The sequence below is a fragment of the Streptomyces sp. WMMB303 genome, assembly GCF_029351045.1.
Classification (GTDB): domain Bacteria; phylum Actinomycetota; class Actinomycetes; order Streptomycetales; family Streptomycetaceae; genus Streptomyces.
The window spans coordinates 2,033,543-2,060,540 of the sequence record NZ_JARKIN010000001.1 but is presented as its reverse complement, the minus strand read 5'-3'; the positions used below and the strand labels follow the sequence as shown (position 1 = coordinate 2,060,540).

The window sequence follows — 26,998 nt, the reverse complement described above, 5'->3', positions numbered from 1 at the left end:
GTCCGGCCGTCAGCTCTCGCTGAGCGCGCTGCTCTCCTCGGCGTCCGTGCGCACCGGTTCGCGGACCGGCTCGACGAGGACCGTCACGATCTTGTTGCGGCGTCCGGCCGGGGACTCGGCCGTCAGCCGCAGGCCCGTCAGGGTGGGGTCGGAGTGGTCCTCGGTGACGTCGACCGTGGTGGCCGCACCGGCGATCGGCACCCGGCCCAGCGACTTGGCCAGCAGCCCGCCCACCGTCTCCACGTCCTCGTCGTCCAGGCCCGTCAGCCCGTACAGCTCTCCCAGGTCGCCGATGTCCAGGCGGGCGGTGACCCGGTAGCGGTCCTCGCCCAGCTCCTCGACCGGCGGCAGTTCGCGGTCGTACTCGTCGGCGATCTCCCCGACGATCTCCTCCAAAATGTCCTCGATGGTGACGATCCCGGCCGTGCCGCCGTACTCGTCGATCACCACGGAGACGTGGATCCGGTCCTGCTGCATCTCCCGCAGCAGATCGCCCGCGTTCTTGGTGTCGGGGACGAAGGTCGCGGGCCGCATCGCGGTCGAGACCAGTTCGGTCTCCGCGTCCCGGCTGATGTGCACCTTCCGCGCCAGGTCCTTGAGGTAGACGACGCCCACCACGTCGTCCTCGCTCTCGCCGACCACCGGGATCCGCGAGAAGCCCGACCGCAGCGCCAGGGTGAGCGCCTGCCGGATGGTCTTGAACCGTTCGATCGTGATCAGGTCGGTGCGCGGCACCATCACCTCGCGCACCAGCCGGTCGCCGAGCTGGAAGACGGAGTGCACCATCTTCCGCTCCTCGTCCTCGATCAGCGACTCCTGCTCGGCCAGGTCCACCATCGCGCGCAGCTCCGCCTCGCTGGCGAACGGCCCCTTGCGGAAGCCCTTGCCCGGGGTGAGTGCGTTGCCGAGCAGGATCAGCAACTGCGGTACCGGGCCCAGGATGCGCGCCAGCGGGAGCAGCACATACGACGCGGCGGTCGCCGTGTTCAGCGGATGCTGGCGGCCGATGGTGCGCGGCGAGACACCGATGGCGACATAGCTGACGAAGACCATCACCCCGATGGCGACGGCCAGCGCCTGCCAGGTCCCCTCGACGGCCCGCAGGCACGCGTAGGTCACCAGGGCGCCGGCCGCCACCTCGCAGGCCACCCGCAGCAGCAGGGCCAGGTTGAGGTAGCGGGTCGGGTCGGCGGCCACCGCGGCCAGCTTCGCGCCGCCGCGCCTGCCCTGGCGCACCGCCTCCTCGGCCCGATAGCTGGTGGTACGGGCCAGTCCCGCCTCGGCGCACGCCGCCAGCCATGCCACGACGACCAGCAGGACGGCGGCGGCGACCAGGGGCGTGCTCACGAGGTCGTCGTCGGGGCCGGCGAGGGCCCGGACAGGCCGCGCTCGGCACGCCAGCCGTCGACGATCGCCGACTGCAGGCCGAACATCTCGGCCCGCTCCCCGGGCTCCTCGTGGTCGTAGCCCAGCAGGTGCAGCACCCCGTGCACGGTGAGCAGTTGCAGCTCCTCGTCCATGGAGTGCCGGGTCGGCGCGTCGGCGCCCTGCTTCTCGGCGACCTCCGGGCACAGCACGATGTCACCGAGGAGCCCCTGCGGAGGCTCCTCCTCGTCCCGGGCGGGCGGGCGCAGCTCGTCCATCGGGAAGGACATCACGTCCGTGGGCCCGGGCAGGTCCATCCACTGCCGGTGCAACTGCTCGATGGTGCCCGCGTCGACGGCGATCACCGACAGTTCCGAGAGCGGATGGATGCGCATCCGGGTCAGCGCGTAGCGGGCGATGTCGAGCACCGCCTCTTCGTCGACCCGGCGGCCGGACTCGTTGTTGACGTCGATCGACATGGTGGGTGCCGGCTACTTCCTCTTGCGTTGGCCGCGGTTCGCGTTCGGCTGCGGGGCCGTGGTGTCGCCCTCTGCCGGGGCCGGGCCGGCCTGCTGCCGGGCGTCGTCGTAGCGCTCGTAGGCGTCGACGATACGGCCCACCAGCTTGTGCCGGACCACGTCGGTGCTGTTCAGCTGCGAGAAGTGGACGTCTTCGACGCCCTGCAGGATGTCCCGCACCTGGCGCAGCCCGCTCTTCGTCCCGCCGGGCAGGTCGATCTGGGTGACGTCACCCGTGATCACGATCTTCGAGTCGAAGCCGAGCCGGGTGAGGAACATCTTCATCTGCTCGGGGTTGGTGTTCTGCGCCTCGTCCAGAATGATGAACGCGTCGTTCAGCGTGTTGTGCGTGAGCAGGTAGTCCTGAGTGACGTAGAGCGAGTCCTCGGCCGCCACCTGGATGCACACGCACTCCTCGCGGCCTGCGGGTTCGATGGAGTCGACGAACCGCATGGGGCGACCGCCGCCTCCAGCGGCGTGGTACGTGTCGCGCTTGCGGGCCAGGCGGAAGGGCTCGATGCCTTCGGGGAGACGGATGTCGAGGACGTGGGAGTCGTGTCGGTGGGCAGCCCGGGCGGTGCTCCGGTTGCGTCCCGCAGCAGGCCGTCGCCGTGCGTAGGCCGTCCCGCCCAGCGACTGGACGAGTGCGATCACGTCGTCCCGCAGGAGAACCGATGTCGTCGAGAATTGGATGCGGCAGGTGCGGTCCGCCTGTGTAACGGGTCCGCCGTCTGCGTCCAAGAGCCCCTGGAGGAGGGCGGTCCGGACCTCGGCCGAGTTGTAGAGGTATGCGTCCGGGACGAGTTTTGTGTGCGAGCGTGTGCCGAGCAGATCGAGCGTTCGCAGCGCCCCGGTGACCGGATTCTCCGTTCGCACGGACTCGCCCGGACGTCGCACACGGTCGAGTACGTAGTCCACGCCGCCCTTGTGCCGCATGGTGGTGCCGGGCAGCGCGTCCTCCAGGGCGGTTACGAGCTCCGGGTCCGCGGTTGCGAACGACGGGGTTGTCTTCCCCGTGATACAGCCGTCTCCGAGCAGCAGCCCGAGCGCGTACGGGTCCATCGGGACCTCGCGCGCCGGGTGACAGACCGGTGCGGTGAGCATCGGCAGCTCATACCGGCGGGCGTGCGCCGCCCGGAGGTTGCCGATCATCTCCTGGGTCTCCATGACCCGCCACGGCTTGTTGCGGCGCTTGTCCGAAGCGGTCCGGACCGTCCACAGGTGTTCGCCGCAGGCCAGAGTCCAGGCGCCGTCCTGGGCTGTGACGCGGTAGATGTCCTTCTCGCCCTGCGGGTAGACGCCGAGGACGGGTGTCGGCTCGCCGTTGGAACCGATCACCAGGTCACCGACGGTGAGGTCACCGATGGGACGCCAGCCGACCGGCGTCATGACCTGCGTGAACGTTGGCATCGCACGGCCCCGCATATACGCCAGCGGCGCCACCTCGATCGTCCCGGCCGCCATCAGGCGGGGGATCGAGTCGGGGTCGAGCATGTCGTGCAGCGCGTCGTAGAGGGGCCGCAGATACGGGTCGATCTTCTCGTAGAGCGTGCCGGGCAGGAAGCCGAGCCGCTCGCCCGCCTCGACCGCCGGCCGGGTCAGGATGATCCGGGTGACCTGCTTGGCCTGGAGCGCCTGCACCGCCTTGGCCATGGCCAGATACGTCTTGCCGGTGCCGGCCGGGCCGATGCCGAAGACGACGGTGTGCGAGTCGATCGCGTCCACGTAGCGCTTCTGGTTGAGCGTCTTGGGACGGATCGTGCGGCCACGGTTGGAGAGGATGTTCTGGGTGAGCACCTCGGCGGGCGTCTCGTCGACGGCACCCGTGCCGTTCTCCTGCGCGCGCAGCATGGAGATCGAGCGCTCCACGGCGTCCTCCGTCATCGGCTGACCGGTGCGCAGCACCTGCATCATCTCGTCGAAAAGGCGCTGGACCAGGGCGACCTCCGCGGCGTTGCCGGTCGCGCTGATCTCGTTGCCCCGGACGTGGATGTCCGTACCGGGGAACGCGTTCTCGATCACGCGCAGCAGGGAGTCGCCTGAGCCCAGCACGGTCACCATGGGGTGCGTGGGCGGCACGGTGAAGCGGGCGGTCTCCTGCCCGGGTCCGGCCTGGGATGGGGTTGTCTGCGTCATGGGCGGCCTCTGGGCCTGCTCATCTCCCTCACTGCGGCGTGCTTCCACTACGGCTCCAGGGTACGACGCCCCAGCGGGCGGAGGCGGCCGGTTTTCCCGCGCGCGGGTGTGGGCGTCCCCCGTGCGCTGCGGTGCCGGAGCCCTCCCGGGGGTCCGCGGAGCCCGTGATCCCGGCCGGGTGCCGGGGAGCTGGCAGCCCTCGGCGCACGACCCTAGCCGCGGTCCGCCGGCTGTGCGGCGGCGCCCTCCGACGCGGGAGCGGGGTGCGACGCGGACTCGGCGGGCCGGGCTTCGGTGTGCAGTACGTCGCGGGCCTGCTCCATGGCGCGGGTGAGGCTCTCGGAGACGAAGTCGAGGAAGCGGGCGGTGTTCTCCAGGCGGACGGCGGCCGGGGTGCCGGCGCCCAGGACGCCGACGCCCTGCCGCGAGATCGCGACCTGCTGGTCCAGGGCCCGGACGCTGGCGGCCATCGACTGGTACCAGAGGCTCTCGTCGACGATGTAGCGCTCGCGGCGCTCCTCGCGCTCTCTGCGGATGAGGGCCTGGCCCTCCAGGAAGGCGACGGACTTGGAGACGGAGGCCGGGCTGACCTGGAGGCGCTGGACCAGCTCGGCCGCGGTCATGCTGCCGGAGTCGGCGGTCAGGAGGCAGACGAGGATCCGCGCCATCATCCGGTTGGACAGCCCCGACTGCATGAGGACGTCGGTGAACTGCTCCTCGTACTCGGCCAGGGCCTCGGGGTCGCGTCCGTGCGGCAGGGCGACCGGCTCCGGCCGTCGGGAGGTGCCGGACGAGCGCCGCTGGGCGCGGCGCTCGGTGGCCCGGTGCGCGGGCTCCGCGCGGTAGTCGGCGGGGCCGCCGTTGCGCAGTACCTCCCGCGTGATCGTCGAGGTCGGGCGCTCCAACTGCCGGGCGATCTCGGCGTAGGGGAGGCCGTCGGCCAGCCCCTGTGCGATCTGCTGGCGGTCTTTGCGGGTGAGCCTGCCTCCCGGCATCGCTGCCTCCTCCATGTCGTCGTCCGGCCTCCAGGGTAGCGTTCACCTTCATTCTATTGCAACGCCCGTTCAGCTTTGTTGCATTACTCTTCAGCCTCGACGCAACGATATCTCCGCTATGAGCTGCACGTTCATCTTTTTCGAAAGAAAAGAACGTTGTGGGATCCGTGAACGCAACGTAGCTTTTCCATTGTTCGAAACAGCGACCCGCAAGGAGAGCACGATGCAGACCTTCGCCACCCCCGCCCCGATCGCCGCCGTCCTGGACGTCCCCGCCGGACGCATCCAGATCATCGCCGCCGACCGCGTCGACACCGTGGTCGAGATCCGCCCCTCGAACGCTTCGAAGAGCCGCGATGTGAAGGCCGCGGAGCGGGCCGCGACCGAGTACGCCGACGGCGTCCTGCGGATCGGGCTCCCGCAGGAGAAGCAGTACCTCGGCCCCTCCGGGTCCGTCGAGGTGACCGTCCAACTGCCCGCCGGGTCCCGTGTCGAGGTGAAGGCGGCGAGCACCGAGCTCCGGGTCGTCGGCCGGCTCGGCGACATCGACTTCGACGGCGCGTACCGCCGGATCAAGATCGACGAAGCGGCGGCGGTCCGCCTCACCGCGATCGACGGCGACGTCGAGATCGGCCGGCTGGGCGGCCCCGCGGAGATCAGCACCGCGAGAGGCGCCATCCGGATCGCCGAGGCGGTGCGCGGCAAGGTCGTGCTCCGCACCCAGCAGGGCGACATCTCGGTCGGCGCCGCCACCGGCGTCTCGGCCGCGCTGGAGGCCACCTCCTTCGGCAGCGTCAGCAACTCCCTCAAGAACGACGGCACCACCGAACTCGACATCCACGCGGCCACCTCCCAGGGCGACATCACCGCCCGCAGCCTCTGACCACAGCTTTTCGAAGGAGCACCTGTCATGACCGACTTGGCCATCGCGGCGAAGGGGCTGCGCAAGTCCTACGGCGACAAGGTCGTCCTCGACGGCATCGACCTGTCGGTGCCCACCGGCACGATCTTCTCCCTGCTCGGCCCGAACGGCGCCGGCAAGACCACCGCCGTCAAGATCCTCTCCACCCTCGTCTCCCCCGACGCCGGTGACCTGCGCGTCGGCGGCCACGACCTGGCCACCGCCCCCCAGGCGGTACGGGCCGCGATCGGGGTCACCGGACAGTTCTCCGCGGTCGACGGGTTGATCACCGGCGAGGAGAACATGCTCCTGATGGCGGACCTGCACCGGCTCCCCAAGCGCGAGGGGCGCCGTACCGTCGCAGCGCTGCTGGAGCGGTTCGACCTGGTGGAGGCCGCGAAGAAGCCCGCGGCCGGCTACTCGGGCGGTATGAAGCGCCGCCTGGACATCGCCATGACGCTGGTGGGCGGCCCGCGGATCATCTTCCTCGACGAGCCGACCACCGGCCTCGACCCGCGCAGCCGCCACACCATGTGGCAGATCATCCGCGAACTCGTCTCCGACGGGGTGACGGTCTTCCTCACCACCCAGTACCTGGAGGAGGCCGACGAACTCGCCGACCGGATCGCGGTGCTCGACAACGGCACGCTCGCCGCCGAAGGGAGAGCCGAGGAGCTCAAGCGGCTCATCCCCGGCGGACACATCCGGCTCCGCTTCACCGACCCGGCGGCCTACCGGTCGGCGGCCGCCGCGCTGCGCGAGACGGCCCGGGACGACGAGGCGCTCGCGCTGCAGATCCCCAGCGACGGCAGCCAGCGCGAACTGCGCTCCCTCCTCGACTGGCTGGACTCGGCCGGTGTCGAGGCCGACGAACTGACCGTGCACACCCCCGACCTCGACGACGTGTTCTTCGCCCTGACCGGCTCCACCACCGTGCCCGCCCAGAACCACCAGCCCGAGGAGGCAACGCGATGAGCGCACTCACCCTCGCCGTACGCGACTCGTCCACGATGCTGCGCCGCAATCTGCTGCACGTGCGCCGCTACCCGTCGCTGACGCTGAACCTGCTGCTCACTCCCGTGATGCTGCTGCTCCTGTTCGTCTACATCTTCGGAGACGCGATGAGCGCGGGGATCGCCGGCGGCGCCGACCGCTCCGCGTACCTCGCGTACCTTCTCCCGGGCATCCTGCTGATGACCATCGGCAGCACCGTCGTCGGCGCCGCGGTCTCCGTGGCCACCGACATGTCCGAGGGCATCGTCGCCCGCTTCCGCACCATGGCCATCCACCGCGGGTCCATGCTCATCGGGCACGTCGTCGGCAGCGTGATCCAGTCGATCGCCAGCGTCGTGCTGGTCGGTGCCGTCGGCGTGGCCATCGGCTTCCGCTCCACGGATGCCACCGTCCTGGAGTGGCTGGCCGCGTTCGGCTTCCTGACGCTGTTCGCGGCGGCCGTCACCTGGATCGCGGTCGGGATGGGGACGGCCAGCCCGAACGCCGAGGCCGCCAGCAACATGGCGGTGCCGCTGTTCCTGCTGCCGCTCATCTCCAGCGCCTTCACGCCGATCGACTCGATGCCGGGCTGGTTCCAGCCGATCGCCGAGTACCAGCCCTTCACGCCGGCCATCGAGACCCTGCGCGGGCTGCTGCTCGGCACGGAGATCGGCCACAACGGGTGGCTGGCCCTCGCCTGGTGTCTGGTGCTCGGTGCACTCGGCTACCGCTGGTCGACGTCGGCCTTCCGGCGGGATCCGAAGTAGTCCGCGTGCACCCGCGGGTCACTTCCCGGAAGCCCCGGACTTCCCGCACCTCGTCCCGCCCGGGGCGGCACCCGCCGGCAACACGCCGCGGATGCCGCCCCGTCGGCGTTCCGCCGCGGGCGGGGGCTCCCGCCGCGCGCCATCGCACGGTCCGTACGGTCCGCACCGGGCCGCCGCCGGCCTCAGCCGTCGTCGCCGGTGCGGCGGAAACCGAGCGTGGGGACGGCGCGCCGGGGAGGCGCCGAGGCCGCGCAGTCGGTGAGGATGCGGTCCAGGAAGGAGTAGTGGCCGCAGTCGGCCTCCTGGCAGCCCACCCGGCGCCACCAGGCGGCGATCTCGGGCCACCCGGGTGCCGACAGCGAGCCGCCGAACTCCTGCACGGACAGCGCGGCGGTCAGCCCGGCGAAGGCGAGCCGGTCGGCCAGCGGCCATCCGGCGAGGCTGCCGGTGACGAACCCGGCGACGAACACGTCCCCGGCGCCGGTGGTGTCCAGCGCCTCCACGGTGATCGCCGGCACGGTGGCCGTCTCCCCGCTGCGCGCGTCCACCGCATAGGCGCCTTCCGCTCCCATCGTCACCACGGCCACCGGTACATGCTCGGCCAGGGCGTGCGCGGCGGCCTGCGGGGTCTCGGTACGGGTGTAGCGCATCGCCTCGGCCGCGTTGGGCAGGAACGCCTCGCAGTCGGGAAGTTCGGCCAGCGCCGCCGGGTCCCAGCGGCCGGTCTCGTCCCAGCCGACGTCGGCGAAGATCCGGCTGCCGCGCCGCGCGGCGGTTCCGACCCACTCCTGGGGGCGGCCCGGCACCAGTGAGGAGACGCACGCCGTGGCCGGGGGCGGGCACTCGGGCGCGTCCGGATCGTAGGCGGTCGCGGCGTTCTTCGGCGGCGCCTCGTGACCGTGCGAGATCATCGTGCGCTCGCCCTCGTACGCCATCGAGACGGTGACGGGGGAGTGCCAGCCGGGGACGGTGTGGGACAGCGACAGGTCGATGCCCTCGCCCCCCTCCAGCTCCTCGCGGCAGTAGTCGCCGTACATGTCGTCGCCGAACGCGGCGGCCAGCGAGGTGCGCAGCCCCAGCCGGGCGAGCGCCGTCGCCATGTTGGCGATGCCGCCGGGCGAGGAGCCCATGCCGCGGGCCCAGGACTCGGTGCCGCGCACCGGCGCGGAGTCGAGCCCGGTGAAGATGATGTCCAGGAAGACGGTGCCGGTCAGATAGACGTCCCAGCGCGGCGCGTCGGACGGGCGGACGGCGGCCAGCGGGTCGAAGAGCGGGCGGGAGAGGGCGGCGCGATGCTGCTGCCGGGGGTGCCCGTGCGAGGGGTGCGGACGGGTCGGATGGACGAGGCCGGGTCCCGGCCGGCCGGGCAGGGGCCGACCGGCCCCGGGGCTCCCGCGCGTGCTCACCGTGCTCACCGTGCCTTCCCCGTCGATCCCCGTCGATCGCCGTCGAGTGTTGCTGCCGCTGACCCGGCCTGGGGGGACGCCCGGTACGGCGGACCGGCCGTGCGGTTCGCCCCCGACCATAGTGCCTTCCGGGTCCGGACCGGCCCTCTCACCGGGAGCGGTCCGCTGCGGAGCTTCCGCGCCGGTGCCTGGCAGGTTTTGCGAAGCATTGAATCTTCGCGCGTAGATGCGGTGTCGGACGCCCTGCTACGTTCCCCGAGTTCTCATGCCCCTGCCAATTCGCCGCGAGGAGCCGTGCAATGCCCCGTCCTCTCCGTTCCGTTCTGCCGCTCGTGGCCGTCGCCGCTGTCGCGGGCACGGCCTTCTTCGGCGTCGGCCAGGCCACAGCCGAGCACGCCGTGCCCAGGACCGACAAGGAGATCCCCAACCTCGACCAGGTGAAGACGAAGATCGAGGCGTACTACGGCGACATCGAGACCCCCGACGGCGAGCACTACGCGTCGCCCCACAGCAACTACGCGAAGCAGACCCGCCGCATCGCCGCGAAGGCCCGCAAGGAGCTGACCCGGGACCTGCGCCGGTACGACGGCCAGGGAACCCGGCACGGCTCCGGCGACAAGCCGGCCCTCGTCGTCGACGTGGACGACACCACCCTGCTCACCTACAACTTCGAGCGGCGGATCGGCTACCACTACACGCCGCGGGCGCAGGACGACTATCTGCGGACCACCGACATGGACCCGGTCTTCGGCATGCGCAAGCTCGTCAACTGGGCGCACGGCAAGGGCATCACCGTCTTCCTGGTGACCGGGCGCAAGGAGTACCAGCGCGACTGGAGCGTCCGGAACCTCAAGAAGGCCGGCTACCGCAACCCGGTCGACAAGGAGCACTTCTTCCTCAAGGACGAGGAGCACCCGCCGCCCTACCTCAAGTGCGGCAGCGACTGCACGACGATCGAGTACAAGTCGGGCACCCGCAAGCACATCGAGGCGCAGGGCTACGACATCCTCGCCAACTTCGGCGACCAGTACAGCGATCTCAAGGGCGGACACTCCGGCCGCACGGTCAAGATGCCCAACCCCATGTACTACCTGCCCTGACGGGACCCGTGCCACCTGCCCCGACGGGGCCCGCCCGCGCGGGGCCGGGTCCCGGGCAGGGGCTGCCGGACCCGTGCGTGACCGGGCCGCTCACGCACCCTCCTTGAGCACCTTTCTCACCAGTGCCGACTGCGCCTCGGTGAGCTTGGGGTCGGCGAAGTGAGCGGAGGCGGCCGTCTGGTCGGTCGCCACATCGACCTCGTAGTGGAACCCGTCGGGTACGCCCGTCGGCGCCTCGCTGAGGCCCTCGCGCACCGCCTGGTCGGCGAGCTGCGCGAGCTCCTCGGCGTCGGGCCGGTCGGCGGTCTCGACGGTGGCCCGACGGGTGAGCCCGGCGAAGCCGCCTGTGCGGATGACAGTGATACGCATAGCTCCATCCTCCCCGCCCGGCGGCCGCACGGTAAGGGCCGGACGGGCGGGTTCGGGCGGATGGTGTCAGCCGGCTGCCGCCGCGGTCACTCCGGCGTCACACCCACCTCGGACCAGCACTTGCGCACCGCCTCGTGCTCGTCGCTGCCGTCGCCGTAGCGGGCCGAGGCCGCCTCGGTGGTCGCCGCGGCGAACGCGGCGAAGTCCGTGTCCGGTTGCAGCGAACCTCCCGTGAGGGTGTCGTACCAGATCTGGCCCGCGCGCTCCCAGGCGTTGCCGCCCAGGTCCACGGCGAGCCGGTAGAAGGCGTGGTTGGGGATGCCGGAGTTGATGTGCACCCCGCCGTTGTCGGCGCCGGTGGAGACGTAGTCCTCCATCGTGGCCGGCTGCGGGTCCTTGCCGAGCACGTCGTCGTCGTAGGCCGTACCGGGCGCTTTCATGGAGCGCAGGGCCGCGCCCTCCACCCGGTCGGTGAACAGCCCGGAGCCGATCAGCCAGTCGGCCTCCTGCGCGCTCTGGCCCAGGCTGTGCTGCTTGATCAGGGCGCCGAAGACGTCGGAGACCGACTCGTTGAGCGCCCCGGACTGGCCGTAGTACTCCAGGTTGGCGCTGTACTGCGTCACGCCGTGGGTCAGTTCGTGCCCGATGACGTCCACCGGCAGGGTGAAGTCGCGGAAGATCTCGCCGTCGCCGTCGCCGAAGACCATCTGCTCGCCGTCCCAGAAGGCGTTGGCGTACTCCTCGCCGTAGTGCACCGTCGCGTCCAGGGGGAGCCCGGCGCCGTCGATGGAGTAGCGGTCGTAGACGCTCAGATAGAGCTCGAAGGTGGCACCCAGACCCGCGTAGGCCCGGTTGACCGAGGCGTCCCGCACGGGCTCGCTGCCCTCGGTGCGGACCTCCTCGCCGGGGAGCCGCTCCTTGTTGTCCGCGTCGGAGATGGTGCGCTGCGGAGTGCGTTCTGCGGGGTCGATGTCCGGGGCGACCGGTGCCCCCGCGAGCAGGCCGTGACGGACGGTAGTGATCTGGCGTCGGGTTCGCTGGGTCGCGTCCTGCTCCAGAGTGCGCCGCGCGGGCCGGGAGAGTAGATCGTCGCTGCTCCTGGACACCTGGTCGAGGAGGTGCGGAGGCACGATCGTGCAGAAGACGGGATGGGTCTGCGATGAGTGCGCGCGAGGTGCGTTCATACAGAGCAATGTGGCACTGAGTCACCGAACTGTCACCGGTTGCGGCGATGATTCGCACAAAACGGTGTTGAACGCGACGCCGCTTCGTCCGGATTCGCCCGGTGTGCCGCCCGGCTCCCAACCGCGCCTCCGCGGCCGCGTTCCGGCGGCACCCGCCGCCCGGCATCCCGCATGCTGAAACGCCCCACGGATACCGTGCGGTCCTCGGCTATGCTGCCGACATCATGCGTTTCGGGCTGCTTCTTCTTAGCTGCCGCGGCGAGGGTCTGTAGCCACCGCAAGGCCGACCCCCTCCCCGCGGAGTTCAGTGCTGTCGTCGGTCTTCGAGCAGCCACCTCACAGGAGCCTGTACGTATGACACCCCAGCAGCAGGACCGGTCCGCCCGCGCGACGCAGGCCCCAGTCGGCCGCGCCACCCCGCTCACCGCCGCCACCACGCGCCAGCGGCCCTCGGGGATGCCGTTCCACCGGTACGGCGAATACGAAGCCGTCGACCTGCCCGATCGCACCTGGCCCGGCAATCGGATCACCGCGGCGCCCCGCTGGCTCTCGACCGACCTGCGGGACGGCAACCAGGCGCTGATCGACCCGATGTCCCCCGCCCGCAAGCGCGAGATGTTCGACCTGCTGGTGCGGATGGGCTACAAGGAGATCGAGGTCGGCTTCCCCTCCTCGGGCCAGACCGACTTCGACTTCGTGCGCTCCATCATCGAGGAGGACGCGATCCCCGAGGACGTGACGATCTCCGTCCTCACCCAGGCCCGAGAAGAGCTGATCGAGCGGACGGTGGAATCCCTCAAGGGCGCCCACCACGCCACGGTGCACCTGTACAACGCGACGGCCCCGGTCTTCCGCGAGGTCGTCTTCCGCGGCACCCGCGACCAGGTCAGGCAGATCGCCGTGGACGGCACCCGGCTGGTGGTGGAGTACGCCGAGAAGCTGCTGGACGAGCGCACCGTCTTCGGCTACCAGTACAGCCCGGAGATCTTCACCGACACCGAGCTGGACTTCGCGCTGGAGGTCTGCGAGAGCGTCATGGACGTATGGCAGCCCGAGGACGGCCGCGAGATCATCCTCAACCTGCCCGCCACCGTCGAGCGCTCCACCCCCAGCACCCACGCCGACCGCTTCGAGTGGATGGGACGGCACCTCTCCCGCCGCGAGCACGTCTGTCTGTCCGTGCACCCGCACAACGACCGCGGCACCGCCGTGGCCGCCGCCGAGCTGGCCGTGATGGCGGGCGCCGACCGCGTCGAGGGCTGCCTGTTCGGGCAGGGCGAGCGGACCGGGAACGTCGACCTGGTCACCCTGGGGATGAACCTGTTCAGCCAGGGGGTCGACCCGATGATCGACTTCTCGCAGATCGACGAGATCCGGCGCACCTACGAGTACTGCAACCAGATGGAGGTCCACCCGCGCCACCCGTACGTGGGCGACCTGGTCTACACCGCCTTCTCCGGCTCCCACCAGGACGCCATCAAGAAGGGCTTCGACGCCATGGAGGCCCGGGCGGCCGAGGCCGGCCGGCCGGTCGGGGACGTCGAGTGGGCCGTCCCCTACCTGCCCATCGATCCCAAGGACGTGGGCCGCTCCTACGAGGCCGTCATCCGCGTCAACTCGCAGTCCGGCAAGGGCGGTATCGCCTACGTCCTCAAGGGCGAGCACAGCCTGGACCTGCCCCGCCGGATGCAGGTGGAGTTCTCCAGGATCATCCAGGAGAAGACCGACGCGGACGGCGGCGAGGTCACCCCCGCCGCCATCTGGGAGGTCTTCCAGGACGAGTACCTGCCGACCCCCGGGAAGAGCTGGGGCCGCATCGCGCTGCGCGGCGCGCAGACCTCCACCACCAGCGAGGGCGCCGACGCGCTCACGGTGGAGGCCGTCGTCGACGGTGCGCCGGTGACGCTGAGCGGTACCGGCAACGGCCCCCTGGCGGCCTTCTTCGACGCGCTGCACGCCGTCGACGTGGACGTGCGGCTGCTCGACTACGTGGAGCACACCATGAGCGAGGGCGTCGGCGCCCAGGCCGCCGCCTACATCGAGTGCGCCATCGGCGGGCAGGTCCTGTGGGGTGTGGGCATCGACGCGAACATCGTGCGGGCCTCCATCAAGGCCGCCGTCTCGGCGGTGAACCGCGCCGCCAGGTGACGCCCGGCCCGGTACCCGTACCCCGCCCCGGAAGCCGCCGCGAGCCGGAGGACCTGACACCCGGAGGGACCGAAATCCCTCCGGGGGGTGTCTCCGGCCCCCCGGCTGTGGTTAATATCACGTCACCCGGCGACGTTGCCGAATCGTGATGGAGGTGCGAGGCCCATGCGTCAACGACCCTTCCGTGTACGCCTGGCAGGGGTCCGCACGAGCTGGCGCACCCTCGACGACGGCGACTTCTTCTGCCCCGGCTGCGGCGGAGACCGCCGCTACCGCAGGCGCACCGGACGACGCAGATTCGTCGTTCTGAACATTCCGCTGGTCCCGCGCGGCGCGGCCGGGCCCGTCGTCGAATGCGTCGCATGCCGGGGCCACTTCGGCCCCGAAGCGCTCGAGCGGCCCACCACGGCGCGGCTCGCCGCCATGCTGCGCGAGGCCGTGCACAGTGTGGCGCTCGCCGTGCTGGCCGCAGGCGGCGCGGACGCGCCTGCCGCCCGCGAGACGGCCGCGGAGACCGTGCGGGCCGCCGGTTTCCCCGGCTGCGCCGAGGAGGAGCTGACCGCGCTGCTCGCCGCCGTCACCGCGGAGAGCAGGCAACGCGGCGGGAGCATCTCCCTGGAGCTCGAACTGCACGACGTGCTCGCGCCGCTCACCCCGCATCTGGCCGTGCCCGGTCGCGAGTCCCTGCTGCTCCAGGGTGCGCGGATCGCGCTCGCCGACGGCATGTACTGCTCGGCGGAGCGCGAGGTGCTCGCCTCCGTCGGGCGGGCGCTGCGGATCGGTGCCGACGACGTGGACCGGCTGCTGCTCCAGGCCCGCACCCCTTCCTGACCCCCGGGACCTGCCGCGGGGCCGGAGCCCCGGGCACCGGCGGCCCGTCGGGCCGCCGCGCCACGTCGGCCAACGGCTGTGCAGCGCACGGGTATTGACGCGTCGGGCGCCCGCTTGGTGGGCTCCCGGGATGACGAGTCATCAGCCGCTGCCGGTCTTCCCCGACGGATTCCTGTGGGGCGTGTCGACCTCCGCCTTCCAGATCGAGGGTGCGCTCGACGAGGACGGGCGCGGCCCCTCCGCCTGGGACGTCTTCGTCCGGCAGCAGGGCCGGATCAAGGACGGCAGCGACGCCTCGGTCACCACCGACCACTACCACCGCTGGCCCGAGGACGTGGCACTGCTGCGCGAGCTCGGCGTCGACGCCTACCGGTTCTCCGTCTCCTGGCCCCGCGTCCTGCCCTCCGGCGCCGGGCCGGTCAACGGGCCCGGACTCGACTTCTACGACCGGCTCGTCGACGCCCTGTGCGAGGCCGGCATCCGGCCCGTACCGACGCTCTTCCACTGGGACACCCCGCTCGCGCTGGAAGAGCGCGGCGGCTGGCTGCGGCGCGACACCGCGCAGCGGTTCGCCGACTACGCCGACACGGTCGCCGCCCGGCTCGGGGACCGTGTCGCGCACTGGATCACCCTGAACGAGCCCGCCGAACTGACGCTGCTGGGCCACGGCCTCGGGGCACACGCGCCCGGCGAGCGGCTGCTGTTCGACGCGCTGCCGGTCGCGCACCATCAACTGCTCGGTCACGGGCTCGCGGTACGGGCGCTGCGGGCGCGCGGCGTGGGCTCCATCGGCATCGCCAACTCGCACGGCCCGGTGCGGCCGCGGACGGACAGCGCGGCGGACGCCGCAGCGGCGGACCTCTACGACACCCTGACCAATCGGCTGTTCGCCGATCCGCTGCTGCTGGGCCGCTATCCGGACGAGGGGCTGGCCGCGCTGCTGCCGGGCCCGGTCGACGAGGACCTGAAGGCCATCAGCGAACCCCTCGACCGGTACGGGGTCAACTACTACCAGCCCACCCTGGTCGGCGCCCCCGAGCCGCGGCCCGCCGCGGACGCCGGGCCCGCGGACGCCGGGCCCGCCGACGGCGGGTTCGCGGGCGTCGGGATTCCCGCCGAACTCCCCTTCACCCTGCACGAGCTGCCGGGGAGGGAGCGCACCGGATTCGGCTGGGCGGTCGTCCCCGAGGGACTGCCGGAGACGCTGCACATCCTCCGGGACCGGTACGGTGACCGGCTGCCCCCGGTCCTGGTCACCGAGAACGGCTGCTCCTACCCGGACCGCACCCGCGACGCGCGCCGCATCGCCTTCCACGACGCCCATCTGCGCGCCCTGCACCGGGGGATCACCGAGGGCCTCGACGTGCGCGGCTACTTCGTCTGGTCGCTGCTGGACAACTTCGAGTGGGCCGAGGGCTGTGCACAGCGCTTCGGCCTGGTCCACGTGGACTACCCGACGTGCGAGCGCACCCCGAAGGACTCCTTCCACTGGCTCCGCCGTGCCCTGCGCGAGCAGCGCGGCGAGCAGCGCACCGGCCCGCCCGCCCGGTGACGTAGCTCCCGGTGGACCGGGGGTGCCGGCGGCCGGTGTGAGCCCTCGGTGCGCGACCGTGCGCACTCGGTGAGCTCGCCCCCCGTGCCGGGCCTCCGCGCCCCGGGAGCCACAGGCCGCCACCGGGGTGCGGGACAATGCCCTCATGTGCTGCACCCGGAACGCGTCGGTGATCGCGTGAGCCTCTTCCGTGACGACGGCATCGTCCTGCGCACCCAGAAGCTGGGCGAGGCCGATCGCATCATCACGCTGCTCACCCGCGGCCACGGCCGGGTGCGGGCCGTGGCGCGGGGGGTGCGGCGGACGAAGTCGAAGTTCGGGGCCCGGCTGGAGCCCTTCTGCCATGTCGACGTGCAGTTCTTCGCACGGGGCAGCGAGTTGGTGGGCCGGGGCCTGCCGCTGTGCACCCAGACGGAGACGATCGCCCCGTACGGCCAGGGCATCGTGGCGGACTACGACCGCTACACCGCCGGTACGGCCATGCTGGAGACCGCCGAGCGGTTCACCGACCACGAGGGCGAGCCGAACGTGCAGCAGTACTTGCTGCTGGTCGGCGGCCTGCGGACGCTGGCGTCGGGTGAGCACGGCGCTGGTCTGGTGCTGGACGCCTTCCTGCTGCGCTCCCTGGCGATGGGCGGCTACGCGCCCAGCTTCGCGGACTGCGCCAAGTGCGGTCTGCCCGGTCCGAACCGGTTCTTCTCCGTCGCGTCCGGCGGTGTGGTGTGCGCCGACTGCCGGGTGCCGGGCAGCGTGGTGCCCTCCCCGGAGGCGCTGCGGCTGCTGGGCGCGCTGCTGACCGGCGACTGGGCGACGGCGGACGCCTCGGAGCACCGGCACCGCCGGGAGGGCTCGGGGCTGGTCTCGGCGTATCTGCACTGGCACCTGGAGCGCGGGCTGCGCTCCCTGCGGTACATCCGGCAGGCGTCCAGCGGCCAGGACCTGCCGGCCGGGTCGGCGGGGCTGCCGCGTCCGGCCGGATCCGCGGGTACCGGGCCGGACGGTGGCCCGGGGAGCGGTTAGGCTCGGGCGGTCAGAGTGTCCCCCTGTCCCGCCCGCTGGAGATGAGTAGCGATGGCACGCCGCGGAATGCTGCCCTGGTCGCAGCAGCGCGAGTACGAGGCGCCCGAGCCGCACCCCTCTGGTGCCCGGCCGCCCAAGATCCCGGGCGAGCTGGTCCCGAACCATGTGGCCGTCGTCATGGACGGCAACGGCCGGTGGGCCAAGCAGCGGGGGCTGCCACGTACGGAGGGCCACAAGGTCGGTGAGGGCGTCGTCATGGACGTGCTCAAGGGGTGCATCGAGATGGGTGTGAAGAACCTGTCGCTGTACGCCTTCTCGACCGAGAACTGGAAGCGCTCGCCCGAGGAGGTGCGCTTCCTGATGAACTTCAACCGGGACGTGATCCGCCGGCGCCGCGACGAGATGGACGCGCTGGGTATCCGCATCCGCTGGGTGGGCCGGATGCCCAAGCTGTGGAAATCCGTCGTCCAGGAGCTCCAGGTCGCCCAGGAGCAGACCGAGGACAACGACGCGATGACGCTCTACTTCTGCGTCAACTACGGCGGCCGTGCAGAGATCGCGGACGCGGCGCGGGCCGTCGCCGAGGAGGTGGTGGCGGGGCGGCTGGATCCGGCCAAGATCAGCGAGAAGACGTTCGCCAAGTACCTGTACTACGGCGACATGCCGGATGTGGACCTCTTCCTGCGCCCCTCGGGCGAGCAGCGCACCTCCAACTACCTGATCTGGCAGAGCGCCTACGCGGAGATGGTCTACCAGGGCGTGCTGTGGCCGGACTTCGACCGGCGCGACCTGTGGGACGCCTGCCTCCAGTACGCCCGGCGCGACCGCCGGTTCGGCGGCGCGCGGGACGAGCAGAGCGGGAGCGGCGAGCAGGGCACCGCCGCCGGCTGACGCCCGCGGGCCGTCGGTGGGCAGCGGTGCCGCGGCCGCCGGGCGGCCGCGGCGTTCCGGTCAGCCGGTGAAGTTCCAGGAGACGGTGCCGTTCGCGGTCATCAGCACCGCCAGCACGAGCAGGTCGGCGGCGCCGAGGGCGGTGCCCAGCAGCGCGCGGCCCCGGCGGGTGGTGCCGCGGGCCAGGGCCAGTCCGCCCAGGACCAGCGCGCAGGGGCCGAGGACGACATTGAAGACCAGCAGTCCGACCAGGCCCATGACGAACGAGGCCACGGCCATGTCGTCGGAGTCGCCCCTCCGGGTGCGCCCCTTGCGCAGCGGTGTGGTGAGCGGGCGGCGGTTCTCGGTGGCGTCGGCGGTGGTCGTGCTCACGGTCAGCTCCTCTGCCGGTGGCGGCGGATGCGCTCGCGGGCGGTGAAGACGAGCAGCCAGGCGGCGATCATCGCGGCTGCCGGGACGGTCACCTCGGGCGGGAGTTGGGCGGGTGGGCCCACCAGGACTCCCAGCAGGAGGAACGCGGCGACCAGGAAGATCATCTGTTCTTCCCTCCCCATGCGTCGGCTTGTCGGCGGTCGTCGGGTGCGTGCGACTTTCAGTGAACAGGTGTGGTGACAACTGTTCACTGAGTTGGAGACTACAGCATTGCGGGGTTCGGCGCACAACTGTTTACTGAATTCATGAGCAGCAGCACCCCTCACTCGCAGCGGGACCTCCAGAAGGCCCGGACCCGCCGCGCACTCCTGGACGCGGGCCTGGCGCTGCTGGAGGAGCAGAGCCTCAGCAGCATCGGACTGCGGGAGATCACCCGTGCCGTGGGCATCTCGCCCGCCGCCTTCTACCGGCACTTCCGCGACGTGGCCGACCTGGGCGTCGCGTTGGTGGAGGAGTCGCTGGGCAGCCTGCACACGGTGATACGGGCCGGGCTGACCGAGCGCAGCGACGACGGCGAGCGCATCGATCACCTCGTCGGCGCCATCGCCCGCTTCGTGCGCGAACACCCCGAGCACATCCGCTTCGTGGTGCGCGAGCGGCACGGCGGAGTGGCCGCCGTGCGGACCGCCATCGGCGCCCAACTCGACCGGTTCGCACAGGAGGTGGCCGAGGTGCTCGCCCGCGACGAGGTCTCCCGGGACTGGAGCTGGGAGGATCTGCGGATGCTGGGCGAGACCTACGTCGACCACATGGTGATGACCGCCTCCGCCTTCCTGGAGGCCGCCCTGGGCGAGGGGCCGCCGGAGGACGTCGTCGCGGGCACCGCGCGCCGCCAGCTGCGCCTCATCAGCCTGGGCCGCCGGCACTGGACCTCCGACCCGGCGGCCCCCGTCTCGTAGGCGAGGTCAGCCGGTGCGCCGGCGGAACAGCACCGCGCACAGTGGCAGTGCCAGTGCCAGCAGCCCCAGGCACCACGCGAGCGCCAGCCAGGGGCTGTTGCCGGTGGGCTGGTCCAGCAGCAGGCCGCGCAGGGACTCGATCACGGGGGTCACCGGCTGGTTGTCGGCGAAGCCGTGCAGCCAGCCCGGCATGGTGTCGATGGGAACGAACGCGCTGCTGGGATAGGGCAGGAAGAGCATCCCGAAGGTGAACCCGCCGGCGGCCTCCGGGGTCTTGGCCAGCAGACCGGCCGCGGCGCCGAGCCAGGAGAGCGCGGTGAGGTAGAGCAGCAGGATGCCGATGGCCGCCAGCCAGTCCGCCGTTCCCGCGTGCGGCCGGAACCCGATCGCGAACGCCACGGCCAGGACGGCCGCCGTGGCCGCCGCGTTGCGTGCCACGCTCGCCGCGACGTGGCCGCTGAGTACGGCGGTGGGGCTGGTGTCCATCGAGCGGAAGCGGTCGATGATGCCGCCGGTCATGTCGTCGGAGACGGTGGTCGCCGTCATCGAGGCGCCGTATCCCGCGCACAGGATCAGCACCCCGGGCGCCACGTACGTCACATACTTCCCGGTGCTCGTCTCGATGGCACCGCCGAAGAAGTAGACAAACACCAGCATCAGCAACACCGGCAGTACCAAGGCCGTGATCACGGCGTCCGGGTTGCGCCGGGTCAGCCGGACGGCTCGTCCGGCCAGCACGGTGTAGGCGGCGGGGTCACTCATGGGTCAGCTCCAGGAAGACGTCGTCCAGGGTGGCGCTGTGCAGCGAGAAGTGCGCTACCTGCTCGCGCGTGGGGTCCAACTCGTCCAGCAGTGCCCGGACCTGCGCGGCGCTGCCGTCGGTCGCCACGCCCAGCACCAGCTCCTCCGGCGCCCGGTGCAGCGCACGTCCGCCGAGCCGTCCGGCCAGCTCCGCATAGGCCGAGCGCCCGGTCATCGTCACGTCGAGCCGCTGGGCTGCGACCGTCTTCTTCAGCTCCTCGGAAGTGCCCTCCGCCCGCACCCGGCCGTGGTCCAGCACGGCGACGCGGTCTGCCAGTTGGTCGGCTTCCTCCAGGTATTGCGTGGTGAGGAAGACGGTCACGCCCGCCCGGGCCAGCGAGCCGACCGTCTCCCACATCGTGCGGCGGCTGCGCGGGTCGAGTCCCGTCGTCGGCTCGTCCAGGAAGACCACCTGCGGCTCGGTGACCAGTCCGGCCGCGATGTCCAGCCTGCGCCGCATCCCGCCCGAGTAGGTCGACACCCGGCGGTCCCCGGCCTCGCTGAGCGCGAACCGTTCCACCAGTTCCCCGGCCCGGCGCCGGGCGGCTGCGCGGGACAGGCCGCGCAGCCGCGCCATCATCCGCAGGTTCTCCAGCCCCGTCTGCTCCTCGTCCAGTGCCGCGTACTGCCCGGTGAGGCTGATGGCGCGGCGCACCCGGGACCGTGCGGTGTCCACGTCGTGTCCGGCCACCAAGGCCTGCCCGGCGTCGGCGCGGGTCAGCGTGGCCAGGATGCGGACGGTGGTGGTCTTGCCCGCTCCGTTCGGTCCGAGCAGAGCGAAGACGCTGCCGCGGCGCACCCTCAGATCGATCCCCCCGAGTACCTGTAGCGAGCCGTACGTCTTGCGCAGCCCTCGGGCTTCGATCGCCCAGCTCCCCTCCGGCGCTGGATGCATGGCGTTCCCCCTCCGGTTTGTGTACGTGATACGCGCTGTTGCGTATGTCATAAACATCTCTGCGTATGCTATACACGTACCTGGCGGGGAAGGCAACCGGAGAGGTGGATCGGCACACGATGGCGGAGCGGGAGCAGCAGTCACCCACCGGCCTCCCGGCAGGCGTGGCCGCCGCCTGGGGCCTGGAGGAACGGCCCGGCGGGGGCCAGGCCCGTGGTCTGGACGCGCGGCGCATCGTCGCGGCGGCCATCGCCGTCGCCGACGCCGAGGGGCTCGGTGCGCTGTCCATGAGCCGGGTCGCCGCCGAGATCGGCGTCTCGACCATGGCGCTCTACCGCCATGTCGCCGGCAAGGAGGACCTGCTGATCCTCATGGAGGACGCGGCCATCGGCGTACCCGTGCCGGGCCCTCCCGCGGAGGACGGCTGGCGCGCCGGAATGGAGCACTGGGCCCACGCCTACCATGCCGTCCTTCAGCGGCATCTGTGGATCGTCCGCATCCCCATCGGCACCCCGCCACTGTCCCCGCACGGCGTGGAGTGGATGGAACACGCGCTGGCCTGCTTGCGGGAGACCGGGCTGGACGCCGAGCAGAAACTCGGCGTCCTGATCACCTTGAGCGGCTATGCGCGCAGCAACGTCGCGCTCATGGCGGACATCGCGGAGGCGAGCCGGCGGGACGGCCCGGGATGGCAGGACGCCGAGCGCCGCTACTGGCAGCTGCTGCGGCAGCTGACCGGCACCGGCCGGTTCCCCGCCATCCGCGAGATGCTGGACTCGGGCGAGGTACGCGAGGACGGCGCCGCGGGCGCCGAGGGTGCCGCCGACGGCCCCGAGCACGCCGGGAGTCCTGCGGACACGGGCGGCTTCACCTTCGGCCTGACGACCATCCTGGACGGGGTCGAGGCGCTGATCGCGGCGCGCGCGGAGCGGGAGTAGCCCCTCCGCGCAGAGCGGTCACCCCGCGGCGGCGCAGTCCCCGCAGGTGCCGAAGATCTCCACGGTGTGCCCCACGTTCACGAAGCCGTGTTCGGCCGCGACGGAGGCCGCCCACTTCTCCACCACCGGGCCCTCGACCTCCACGGCCTTGCCGCAGGCGCGGCAGACCAGATGGTGGTGGTGGTCGTCGCTGTGGCACCGCCGGTAGACGGCCTCGCCGTCGTCCGTGCGCAGCACGTCCACCTCACCCGCGTCGGCGAGGGACTGCAGGGTGCGGTAGACCGTGGTGAGCCCCACCGAGTCGCCGCGGTGCTTGAGCATGTCGTGCAGTTCCTGCGCGCTGCGGAATTCCTCGACCTCGGCGAGTGCCGCCGAGACGGCGGCGCGCTGCCGGGTCGACCGGCCGCGTACGGGGGGACCTGCGGTGGTCACGCTCTGGCTCCTTAACGTTCGTCGGCTCCGGGGAGCGCCGAGGCGGCTCCGGGTCGGCGCGGCGTTCGCGGCCCCCCATTGTGCCAGGCGCCCCCGGTGGGCGGGTATTACACCCTTCGCGGGTGATCCACCGGCCCGGTGCCGCCGTCCGCCTGCGCGCTCCCGTCCGCTACCAGAGTGCCCTCTTCCTGCCCTCCGGCGACAGCCCCGCCCCCGCTGCGGAACCTGCGACGTGCCAGGGGCGCGGCCAGCGCGGTGACGATACCGAAGAGCACGATCGCCAGGACGACGATGCTCGCCCCGGGCGGCACGTCGGCGAAGTAGGAGGTCACCGTGCCGGACAGGGTGACGGCGACGCCGAAGCCCATGGCCAGCCCCAGCGTGGCGGCGAAGCCGCGGGTGGCCTGCTGCGCTGCGGCGACCGGGATCACCATCAGCGCGCTGACCAGGAGCAGTCCGACCACCCGCATCGCCACCGTGACGGTGACCGCCGCCGTCACGGCCAGCAGCAGGTTCAGCAGCCGCACCGGCAGCCCGGTCACCCGGGCGAACTCCTCGTCCTGGCAGACGGCGAACAGTTGCCGCCGCAGTCCGAGGGAGACGAGCAGCACGAGGGCGGACAGCCCCACGATGGCGACCAGGTCCTCGGCGGAGACGGTGGTGATGGAGCCGAAGAGGTAGGTGGTGAGGTTCGCGTTGGAGCCGTTCGGCGACAGGTTGATGATCATGACGCCGCCCGCCATGCCGCCGTAGAACAGCATCGCGAGCGCGACATCGCCCCTCGCCTTGCCGTACCAGCGGATCAGCTCCATCGAGATCGCGCCGAGCGAGGCGACCAGCACCGCCATCCACACCGGGTTGGTGCTCAGCAGGAAGCCGAGCGCGACACCGGTGAGCGCGACATGGCCGATCCCGTCGCCCATGATCGCCTGGCGGCGCTGGACGAGGTAGATCCCCACGGCGGGCGCCGCGACGCCGACCAGCAGCGCGGCCAGCAGCGCGCGCTGCATGAACGCGAAGTCCAGCATCTCGATCATGAGAGAAATCCCGTCCCGATCTTGGAGGCCGGCTCGGTGGCGGACACGGAGTCGTGCGGATGGCAGGCCGGGTCGTGCAGCGTGGCGGGGTCCGCCACCCGCTCGACCACGCCGTCCCGCAGGACCACGGCCCGGTCGATCAACGGGGCGAGCGGGCCGAGTTCGTGCAGCACGAGCAGTACGGAAGTGCCCTGCTCCACCTGCCGGCGCAGGGTTTCGGCCAGCACGTCCTGGCTGGTGACGTCCACCCCGGCCAGCGGCTCGTCCATGATCAGCAGCTCGGGTTCGGCAGCCAGCGCACGGGCGATCAGTACCCGCTGGTGCTGGCCTCCGGAGAGCGCGTCGACCGGGTCCCGCATCCGGTCCGCCATCCCGACGAGTTCGAGGGCGTGCCGCACCGCGGCCTTGTCCTCGCGGCCCAGCGGGCGGAAGCGCCGCCGGGCCAGCCGGCCGGCCGAGACGACCTCCCGCACGGTGGCCGGGACCCCGGCCGCCGCCGTGGAGCGCTGCGGTACGTAGCCCACTCGCCGCCAGTCCCGGAACCGGCCGGCCGGGGTGCCGAACAGTTCCAGTTCACCGCCGGTGAGCGGCACCTGCCCCAGCACCGCGCGGATGGTGGTGGACTTGCCCGATCCGTTGGCTCCCAGGAGCGCGACGGTCTCGCCGCGCTCCACGGTCAGTCCCACGCCGCGCAGCACGGGTCGCCCGCCCAGCGAGGCGGTGGCTTCGCGCAGGGCGACAGCGGGTGCGCCGTCGGTGGTGGCGGCGCCGTCCCGGGCCGCGGTCGTCCTCGTCATGCCTCACGCCCTCACTGCGCGCCGAGCGCGGTCTCGAGTGCGGTCAGGTTCTGGTGCATCACCGAGAAGTAGTCCTGCTTCTTCGGGTCCTTGACGCTCTCCAGGGGGCTGAGCACCGAGGTCTTCAGCCGGAGGTCGCCGGCCAGCGTCCTGGCGGTCTTGTCGCTGGCGTTGTTCTCGAAGAAGACCGTGTCCACGTCCTCCTTCTTCGCGATCTTGTGCAGCTCCTTCATCCGGGCCCCGCTGGGCTCGGACTCCGGGTTGATGCCGGCGACCGCCGCCTGGCGCAGCCCGTATCGCTCGGCGAGGTAGCCGAAGGCGGCGTGCGTGGTGATGAAGGTGTCGGACTTCCGGCTCCGGAGGCCGTCCTCGAACTCCCCGTCGAGCGTCTTGAGGCGGGAGACGAGGTCCGCGGTGTTCTTCTTGTAGTCGTCCTCGTGGTCGGGGTCGGCCTTCTGGAGCTGCTTGCCGACCCCCTCGGCCACCTCGGCGTAGCGCACCGGGTCGAGCCAGATGTGCGGGTCGCCCGCGGTGTCGTGGTCATGGCCCTCGTGCTCGTCGTGGCCGTCCTCGCCGTGTTCCCCGTGCTCGCCGTGGCCCTTCTCGCCGTGCACGTCGGTGCCGTGGTCCTCAAGGGTGGTGAAGGAGCCTGCCTCGGCCAGATTCTTGACGCCCGACTGCTCGACCGCCTCGTCCACCGCGGGCTGCAGCCCCTTGAGATAGACGATCAGGTCCATCTCGCTGAGCTGCCCGGTCTGCTTCGGGCTCAGCTCCAGGTCGTGCGGCTCGGTGCCGGGCTTGGTCAGGTTGCTGACCTCGACGTGGTCACCGCCGATCTGCTGCGCGAGGTACGCCATGGGGTAGAAGGATGCGGCCACCCGGACCTTCCCGCTGTCGCCGCTGTCGCTGCCGCAGGCGGCGAGGGTGAGGGAGGTGAGCCCGAGGGCGGTCAGGGCCGCGCTGGTACGTATGAGCCGACGGGGGCGGTGGCCGATGTTCATGACACTCATTTTCATCGAAACTGGAAACGATTGTCAACTAAAGCTTTGCGCTCCGTGATCACGGTGCGCTGCCGGAAGGGATCTTCCGGGGCGGTCCCGATGACTCCGGACAAGAGGTCCCGATGCGAGCCGGAACCGATTTGCCGCGCCCCCTACGGCCCCAAGTAATCTGAGGTATTCCGTCTCGCCGTCAATGAAGAGAGCACCGTGGCCGCCGACAAGATCGACACAATTGTCAGCCTCAGCAAGCGCCGTGGCTTCGTCTACCCGTGCAGTGAGATCTACGGCGGTCAGCGTGCCGCCTGGGACTACGGGCCGCTGGGCGTGGAGCTGAAGGAGAACATCAAGCGCCAGTGGTGGCGCTCCATGGTCACCTCCCGCGACGACGTGGTGGGCATCGACTCGTCGGTGATTCTGGCCCCCGAGGTCTGGGAGGCGTCGGGCCATGTCTCCACCTTCACCGATCCGCTCACCGAGTGCACCTCGTGCCACAAGCGCTACCGCGCCGACCACCTGACCGAGGCGTACGAGGCCAAGCACGGCCGCGAGCCGGAGAACGGCCTGGCCGACCTCAACTGCCCGCACTGCGGCAACAAGGGCGGTTTCACCGAGCCCAAGCAGTTCTCCGGCCTGCTCTCCACCCACCTGGGCCCCACCCAGGACTCCGGCTCGGTCACCTACCTGCGTCCCGAGACCGCGCAGGGCATCTTCACCAACTTCGCGAACGTCCAGCAGACCTCGCGCAGGAAGCCGCCGTTCGGCATCGCACAGACGGGCAAGTCCTTCCGGAACGAGATCACGCCGGGCAACTTCATCTTCCGTACCCGTGAGTTCGAGCAGATGGAGATGGAGTTCTTCGTCAAGCCCGGCGAGGACGAGGAGTGGCACCAGTACTGGATGGACCAGCGCTGGGCCTGGTACCGGGACCTCGGCATCCGCGAGGAGAACATCCGCTGGTACGAGCACCCGAAGGAGAAGCTCTCCCACTACTCGAAGCGCACCGCCGACATCGAGTACCGCTTCAACTTCGGCGGCAGCGAGTTCTCCGAGCTGGAGGGCGTCGCCAACCGCACCGACTTCGACCTCACGGCCCACTCCAAGGCGTCCGGCCAGGACCTGTCGTACTTCGACCAGGAGGCCGGCGAGCGCTGGGTCCCGTACGTCATCGAGCCGGCCGCCGGTGTCAACCGCGCGATGCTCGCCTTCATGCTGGACGCCTACATCGAGGACGAGGCGCCCAACGCCAAGGGCAAGATGGAGAAGCGCACCGTGATGCGCCTCGACCCCCGACTCTCCCCGGTCAAGGTCGCCGTGCTGCCGCTCTCCCGGAACGAGCAGCTCAGCCCCAAGGCCCGCGGCCTGTCCGAGACGCTGCGCAAGCACTGGAACATCGACTTCGACGACGCGGGTGCCATCGGCCGCCGCTACCGCCGCCAGGACGAGATCGGCACCCCGTTCTGCGTCACCGTCGACTTCGACACCCTCGACGACAACGCCGTCACGGTGCGTGAGCGCGACACCATGAAGCAGGAGCGTGTCTCCCTCGACCAGATCGAGGGCTACCTGGCCGGCCGCCTCCTCGGCTGCTGA

26 protein-coding genes and 1 pseudogene are annotated in these 26,998 nt (G+C 71.2%); 12 read left to right on the top strand and 15 right to left on the bottom strand.

Annotated features, from left to right (window positions below):
* Positions 1-9: 9 nt before the first annotated feature.
* The 4 genes from P2424_RS09400 to P2424_RS09385 all read right to left on the bottom strand — a co-directional run bounded on the left by P2424_RS09400 (position 10) and on the right by P2424_RS09385 (position 5,014).
* Positions 10-1,347 carry a hemolysin family protein gene (locus tag P2424_RS09400; protein WP_276475324.1) on the bottom strand — a complete coding sequence of 446 codons (1,338 nt, stop codon included), beginning with the start codon at positions 1,345-1,347 and terminating at the stop codon, positions 10-12.
* Positions 1,344-1,844 (bottom strand): rRNA maturation RNase YbeY, encoded by a 501-nt coding sequence (ybeY, locus tag P2424_RS09395; RefSeq protein ID WP_019356128.1) that lies wholly within the window; start codon positions 1,842-1,844, stop codon positions 1,344-1,346. Before ybeY ends, P2424_RS09400 begins: the two co-directional genes overlap by 4 nt.
* Positions 1,845-1,856: 12 nt before the next feature.
* On the bottom strand, positions 1,857-4,019 hold the full coding sequence (locus tag P2424_RS09390) for a PhoH family protein (protein ID WP_276475323.1): 2,163 nt from the start codon (positions 4,017-4,019) through the stop codon (positions 1,857-1,859).
* A 212-nt stretch (positions 4,020-4,231) separates the two neighbouring features.
* Positions 4,232-5,014, bottom strand: a complete 783-nt coding sequence (locus tag P2424_RS09385; protein WP_276475322.1) for a helix-turn-helix domain-containing protein — start codon at positions 5,012-5,014, stop codon at positions 4,232-4,234.
* A 223-nt stretch (positions 5,015-5,237) separates the two neighbouring features.
* Between P2424_RS09385 and P2424_RS09380 the strand changes: the two genes are divergently transcribed.
* Genes P2424_RS09380 through P2424_RS09370 form a run of 3 tightly spaced genes read left to right on the top strand, consistent with a single transcriptional unit; the run spans position 5,238 to position 7,675 of the window.
* Entirely contained in the window at positions 5,238-5,897 is a 660-nt protein-coding gene (locus P2424_RS09380; RefSeq protein WP_276475321.1) for a DUF4097 family beta strand repeat-containing protein, read from the top strand.
* A gap of 27 nt (positions 5,898-5,924) precedes the next feature.
* Positions 5,925-6,890: an ATP-binding cassette domain-containing protein gene (locus P2424_RS09375; protein WP_276475320.1), complete on the top strand. Its 966-nt coding sequence runs from the start codon at positions 5,925-5,927 to the stop codon at positions 6,888-6,890.
* Positions 6,887-7,675, top strand: coding sequence for an ABC transporter permease (locus tag P2424_RS09370; protein ID WP_276475319.1), 789 nt, complete (start codon positions 6,887-6,889; stop codon positions 7,673-7,675). Before P2424_RS09375 ends, P2424_RS09370 begins: the two co-directional genes overlap by 4 nt.
* 182 nt (positions 7,676-7,857) lie before the next feature.
* Here the strand turns inward: P2424_RS09370 and P2424_RS09365 are convergent, their stop codons facing one another.
* Complete coding sequence (locus P2424_RS09365; protein WP_276478895.1) at positions 7,858-8,934, bottom strand: PfkB family carbohydrate kinase; 1,077 nt, start codon at positions 8,932-8,934, stop codon at positions 7,858-7,860.
* 446 nt (positions 8,935-9,380) lie between these two features.
* On the opposite strand from P2424_RS09365, the gene P2424_RS09360 reads away from it, so the two are divergent.
* Positions 9,381-10,181 (top strand): HAD family acid phosphatase, encoded by an 801-nt coding sequence (locus P2424_RS09360; protein WP_276475318.1) that lies wholly within the window; start codon positions 9,381-9,383, stop codon positions 10,179-10,181.
* 90 nt (positions 10,182-10,271) lie between these two features.
* Here the strand turns inward: P2424_RS09360 and P2424_RS09355 are convergent, their stop codons facing one another.
* On the bottom strand, positions 10,272-10,550 hold the full coding sequence (locus tag P2424_RS09355) for a protealysin inhibitor emfourin (RefSeq protein ID WP_276475317.1): 279 nt from the start codon (positions 10,548-10,550) through the stop codon (positions 10,272-10,274).
* An 86-nt stretch (positions 10,551-10,636) separates the two neighbouring features.
* The gene (locus P2424_RS09350; protein ID WP_276475316.1) at positions 10,637-11,734 is read right to left on the bottom strand and encodes a M4 family metallopeptidase; all 1,098 of its coding nucleotides are present in this window, start codon (positions 11,732-11,734) and stop codon (positions 10,637-10,639) included.
* Positions 11,735-12,088: 354 nt separating this feature from the next.
* On the opposite strand from P2424_RS09350, the gene leuA reads away from it, so the two are divergent.
* From leuA to P2424_RS09325, 5 genes and pseudogenes are all read left to right on the top strand, one after another.
* Positions 12,089-13,882 (top strand): 2-isopropylmalate synthase, encoded by a 1,794-nt coding sequence (gene leuA, locus P2424_RS09345; RefSeq protein ID WP_276475315.1) that lies wholly within the window; start codon positions 12,089-12,091, stop codon positions 13,880-13,882.
* Between the two features lie 165 nt (positions 13,883-14,047).
* Positions 14,048-14,713 carry a TerB family tellurite resistance protein gene (locus P2424_RS09340; RefSeq protein WP_276475314.1) on the top strand — a complete coding sequence of 222 codons (666 nt, stop codon included), beginning with the start codon at positions 14,048-14,050 and terminating at the stop codon, positions 14,711-14,713.
* Positions 14,714-14,843: 130 nt separating this feature from the next.
* Complete coding sequence (locus P2424_RS09335) at positions 14,844-16,265, top strand: family 1 glycosylhydrolase (protein WP_276475313.1); 1,422 nt, start codon at positions 14,844-14,846, stop codon at positions 16,263-16,265.
* 177 nt (positions 16,266-16,442) lie between these two features.
* Positions 16,443-17,189: pseudogene (gene recO, locus P2424_RS09330) on the top strand (DNA repair protein RecO); the annotation flags it as partial.
* A gap of 147 nt (positions 17,190-17,336) precedes the next feature.
* Positions 17,337-18,176, top strand: a complete 840-nt coding sequence (locus tag P2424_RS09325) for an isoprenyl transferase (RefSeq protein WP_276475312.1) — start codon at positions 17,337-17,339, stop codon at positions 18,174-18,176.
* A 60-nt stretch (positions 18,177-18,236) separates the two neighbouring features.
* On the opposite strand, the gene P2424_RS09320 is transcribed toward P2424_RS09325, so the two are convergent.
* The gene (locus tag P2424_RS09320) at positions 18,237-18,494 is read right to left on the bottom strand and encodes a DUF4190 domain-containing protein (RefSeq protein ID WP_276478894.1); all 258 of its coding nucleotides are present in this window, start codon (positions 18,492-18,494) and stop codon (positions 18,237-18,239) included.
* Between the two features lie 56 nt (positions 18,495-18,550).
* Positions 18,551-18,730 (bottom strand): hypothetical protein, encoded by a 180-nt coding sequence (locus P2424_RS09315; protein ID WP_276479181.1) that lies wholly within the window; start codon positions 18,728-18,730, stop codon positions 18,551-18,553.
* Between the two features lie 123 nt (positions 18,731-18,853).
* On the opposite strand from P2424_RS09315, the gene P2424_RS09310 reads away from it, so the two are divergent.
* Positions 18,854-19,507, top strand: a complete 654-nt coding sequence (locus P2424_RS09310; protein WP_276475311.1) for a TetR family transcriptional regulator — start codon at positions 18,854-18,856, stop codon at positions 19,505-19,507.
* Between the two features lie 6 nt (positions 19,508-19,513).
* On the opposite strand, the gene P2424_RS09305 is transcribed toward P2424_RS09310, so the two are convergent.
* Together P2424_RS09305 and P2424_RS09300 are read right to left on the bottom strand one after the other, a co-directional pair.
* Positions 19,514-20,269: an ABC transporter permease gene (locus P2424_RS09305; RefSeq protein WP_276475310.1), complete on the bottom strand. Its 756-nt coding sequence runs from the start codon at positions 20,267-20,269 to the stop codon at positions 19,514-19,516.
* Positions 20,262-21,203, bottom strand: a complete 942-nt coding sequence (locus P2424_RS09300) for an ATP-binding cassette domain-containing protein (protein ID WP_276475309.1) — start codon at positions 21,201-21,203, stop codon at positions 20,262-20,264. Before P2424_RS09300 ends, P2424_RS09305 begins: the two co-directional genes overlap by 8 nt.
* Positions 21,204-21,268: 65 nt before the next feature.
* On the opposite strand from P2424_RS09300, the gene P2424_RS09295 reads away from it, so the two are divergent.
* The gene (locus P2424_RS09295; protein ID WP_276475308.1) at positions 21,269-22,141 is read left to right on the top strand and encodes a TetR/AcrR family transcriptional regulator; all 873 of its coding nucleotides are present in this window, start codon (positions 21,269-21,271) and stop codon (positions 22,139-22,141) included.
* Positions 22,142-22,159: 18 nt separating this feature from the next.
* Here P2424_RS09295 and P2424_RS09290 read toward each other — a convergent pair whose 3' ends face one another.
* From P2424_RS09290 to P2424_RS09275, 4 genes are all read right to left on the bottom strand, one after another.
* On the bottom strand, positions 22,160-22,573 hold the full coding sequence (locus tag P2424_RS09290) for a transcriptional repressor (RefSeq protein ID WP_209243022.1): 414 nt from the start codon (positions 22,571-22,573) through the stop codon (positions 22,160-22,162).
* A 107-nt stretch (positions 22,574-22,680) separates the two neighbouring features.
* Positions 22,681-23,610, bottom strand: a complete 930-nt coding sequence (locus P2424_RS09285) for a metal ABC transporter permease (protein WP_276475307.1) — start codon at positions 23,608-23,610, stop codon at positions 22,681-22,683.
* Positions 23,607-24,407 carry a metal ABC transporter ATP-binding protein gene (locus P2424_RS09280; RefSeq protein ID WP_276475306.1) on the bottom strand — a complete coding sequence of 267 codons (801 nt, stop codon included), beginning with the start codon at positions 24,405-24,407 and terminating at the stop codon, positions 23,607-23,609. Before P2424_RS09280 ends, P2424_RS09285 begins: the two co-directional genes overlap by 4 nt.
* Positions 24,408-24,418: 11 nt before the next feature.
* Positions 24,419-25,408 (bottom strand): metal ABC transporter substrate-binding protein, encoded by a 990-nt coding sequence (locus P2424_RS09275; RefSeq protein ID WP_276475305.1) that lies wholly within the window; start codon positions 25,406-25,408, stop codon positions 24,419-24,421.
* Between the two features lie 207 nt (positions 25,409-25,615).
* On the opposite strand from P2424_RS09275, the gene P2424_RS09270 reads away from it, so the two are divergent.
* Complete coding sequence (locus P2424_RS09270; RefSeq protein WP_276475304.1) at positions 25,616-26,998, top strand: glycine--tRNA ligase; 1,383 nt, start codon at positions 25,616-25,618, stop codon at positions 26,996-26,998.

Excerpts from the sequence above, each read along its gene's own strand:
- P2424_RS09340 (WP_276475314.1), top strand. The coding sequence starts at position 14,048 with ATGCGTCAACGACCCTTCCGTGTACGCCTGGCAGGGGTCCGCACGAGC.
- P2424_RS09390 (WP_276475323.1), bottom strand. The coding sequence starts at position 4,019 with ATGACGCAGACAACCCCATCCCAGGCCGGACCCGGGCAGGAGACCGCC.
- P2424_RS09280 (WP_276475306.1), bottom strand. The coding sequence starts at position 24,407 with ATGACGAGGACGACCGCGGCCCGGGACGGCGCCGCCACCACCGACGGC.
- P2424_RS09305 (WP_276475310.1), bottom strand. The coding sequence starts at position 20,269 with ATGAGTGACCCCGCCGCCTACACCGTGCTGGCCGGACGAGCCGTCCGG.
- P2424_RS09285 (WP_276475307.1), bottom strand. The coding sequence starts at position 23,610 with ATGATCGAGATGCTGGACTTCGCGTTCATGCAGCGCGCGCTGCTGGCC.
- P2424_RS09275 (WP_276475305.1), bottom strand. The coding sequence starts at position 25,408 with ATGAACATCGGCCACCGCCCCCGTCGGCTCATACGTACCAGCGCGGCC.
- P2424_RS09295 (WP_276475308.1), top strand. The coding sequence starts at position 21,269 with ATGCTATACACGTACCTGGCGGGGAAGGCAACCGGAGAGGTGGATCGG.
- P2424_RS09360 (WP_276475318.1), top strand. The coding sequence starts at position 9,381 with ATGCCCCGTCCTCTCCGTTCCGTTCTGCCGCTCGTGGCCGTCGCCGCT.
- P2424_RS09300 (WP_276475309.1), bottom strand. The coding sequence starts at position 21,203 with ATGCATCCAGCGCCGGAGGGGAGCTGGGCGATCGAAGCCCGAGGGCTG.
- P2424_RS09335 (WP_276475313.1), top strand. The coding sequence starts at position 14,844 with ATGACGAGTCATCAGCCGCTGCCGGTCTTCCCCGACGGATTCCTGTGG.
- P2424_RS09375 (WP_276475320.1), top strand. The coding sequence starts at position 5,925 with ATGACCGACTTGGCCATCGCGGCGAAGGGGCTGCGCAAGTCCTACGGC.
- P2424_RS09385 (WP_276475322.1), bottom strand. The coding sequence starts at position 5,014 with ATGCCGGGAGGCAGGCTCACCCGCAAAGACCGCCAGCAGATCGCACAG.
- P2424_RS09325 (WP_276475312.1), top strand. The coding sequence starts at position 17,337 with ATGGCACGCCGCGGAATGCTGCCCTGGTCGCAGCAGCGCGAGTACGAG.
- P2424_RS09355 (WP_276475317.1), bottom strand. The coding sequence starts at position 10,550 with ATGCGTATCACTGTCATCCGCACAGGCGGCTTCGCCGGGCTCACCCGT.
- P2424_RS09310 (WP_276475311.1), top strand. The coding sequence starts at position 18,854 with ATGAGCAGCAGCACCCCTCACTCGCAGCGGGACCTCCAGAAGGCCCGG.
- P2424_RS09370 (WP_276475319.1), top strand. The coding sequence starts at position 6,887 with ATGAGCGCACTCACCCTCGCCGTACGCGACTCGTCCACGATGCTGCGC.
- ybeY (WP_019356128.1), bottom strand. The coding sequence starts at position 1,844 with ATGTCGATCGACGTCAACAACGAGTCCGGCCGCCGGGTCGACGAAGAG.
- P2424_RS09315 (WP_276479181.1), bottom strand. The coding sequence starts at position 18,730 with ATGGGGAGGGAAGAACAGATGATCTTCCTGGTCGCCGCGTTCCTCCTG.
- P2424_RS09380 (WP_276475321.1), top strand. The coding sequence starts at position 5,238 with ATGCAGACCTTCGCCACCCCCGCCCCGATCGCCGCCGTCCTGGACGTC.
- P2424_RS09350 (WP_276475316.1), bottom strand. The coding sequence starts at position 11,734 with ATGAACGCACCTCGCGCGCACTCATCGCAGACCCATCCCGTCTTCTGC.
- leuA (WP_276475315.1), top strand. The coding sequence starts at position 12,089 with ATGACACCCCAGCAGCAGGACCGGTCCGCCCGCGCGACGCAGGCCCCA.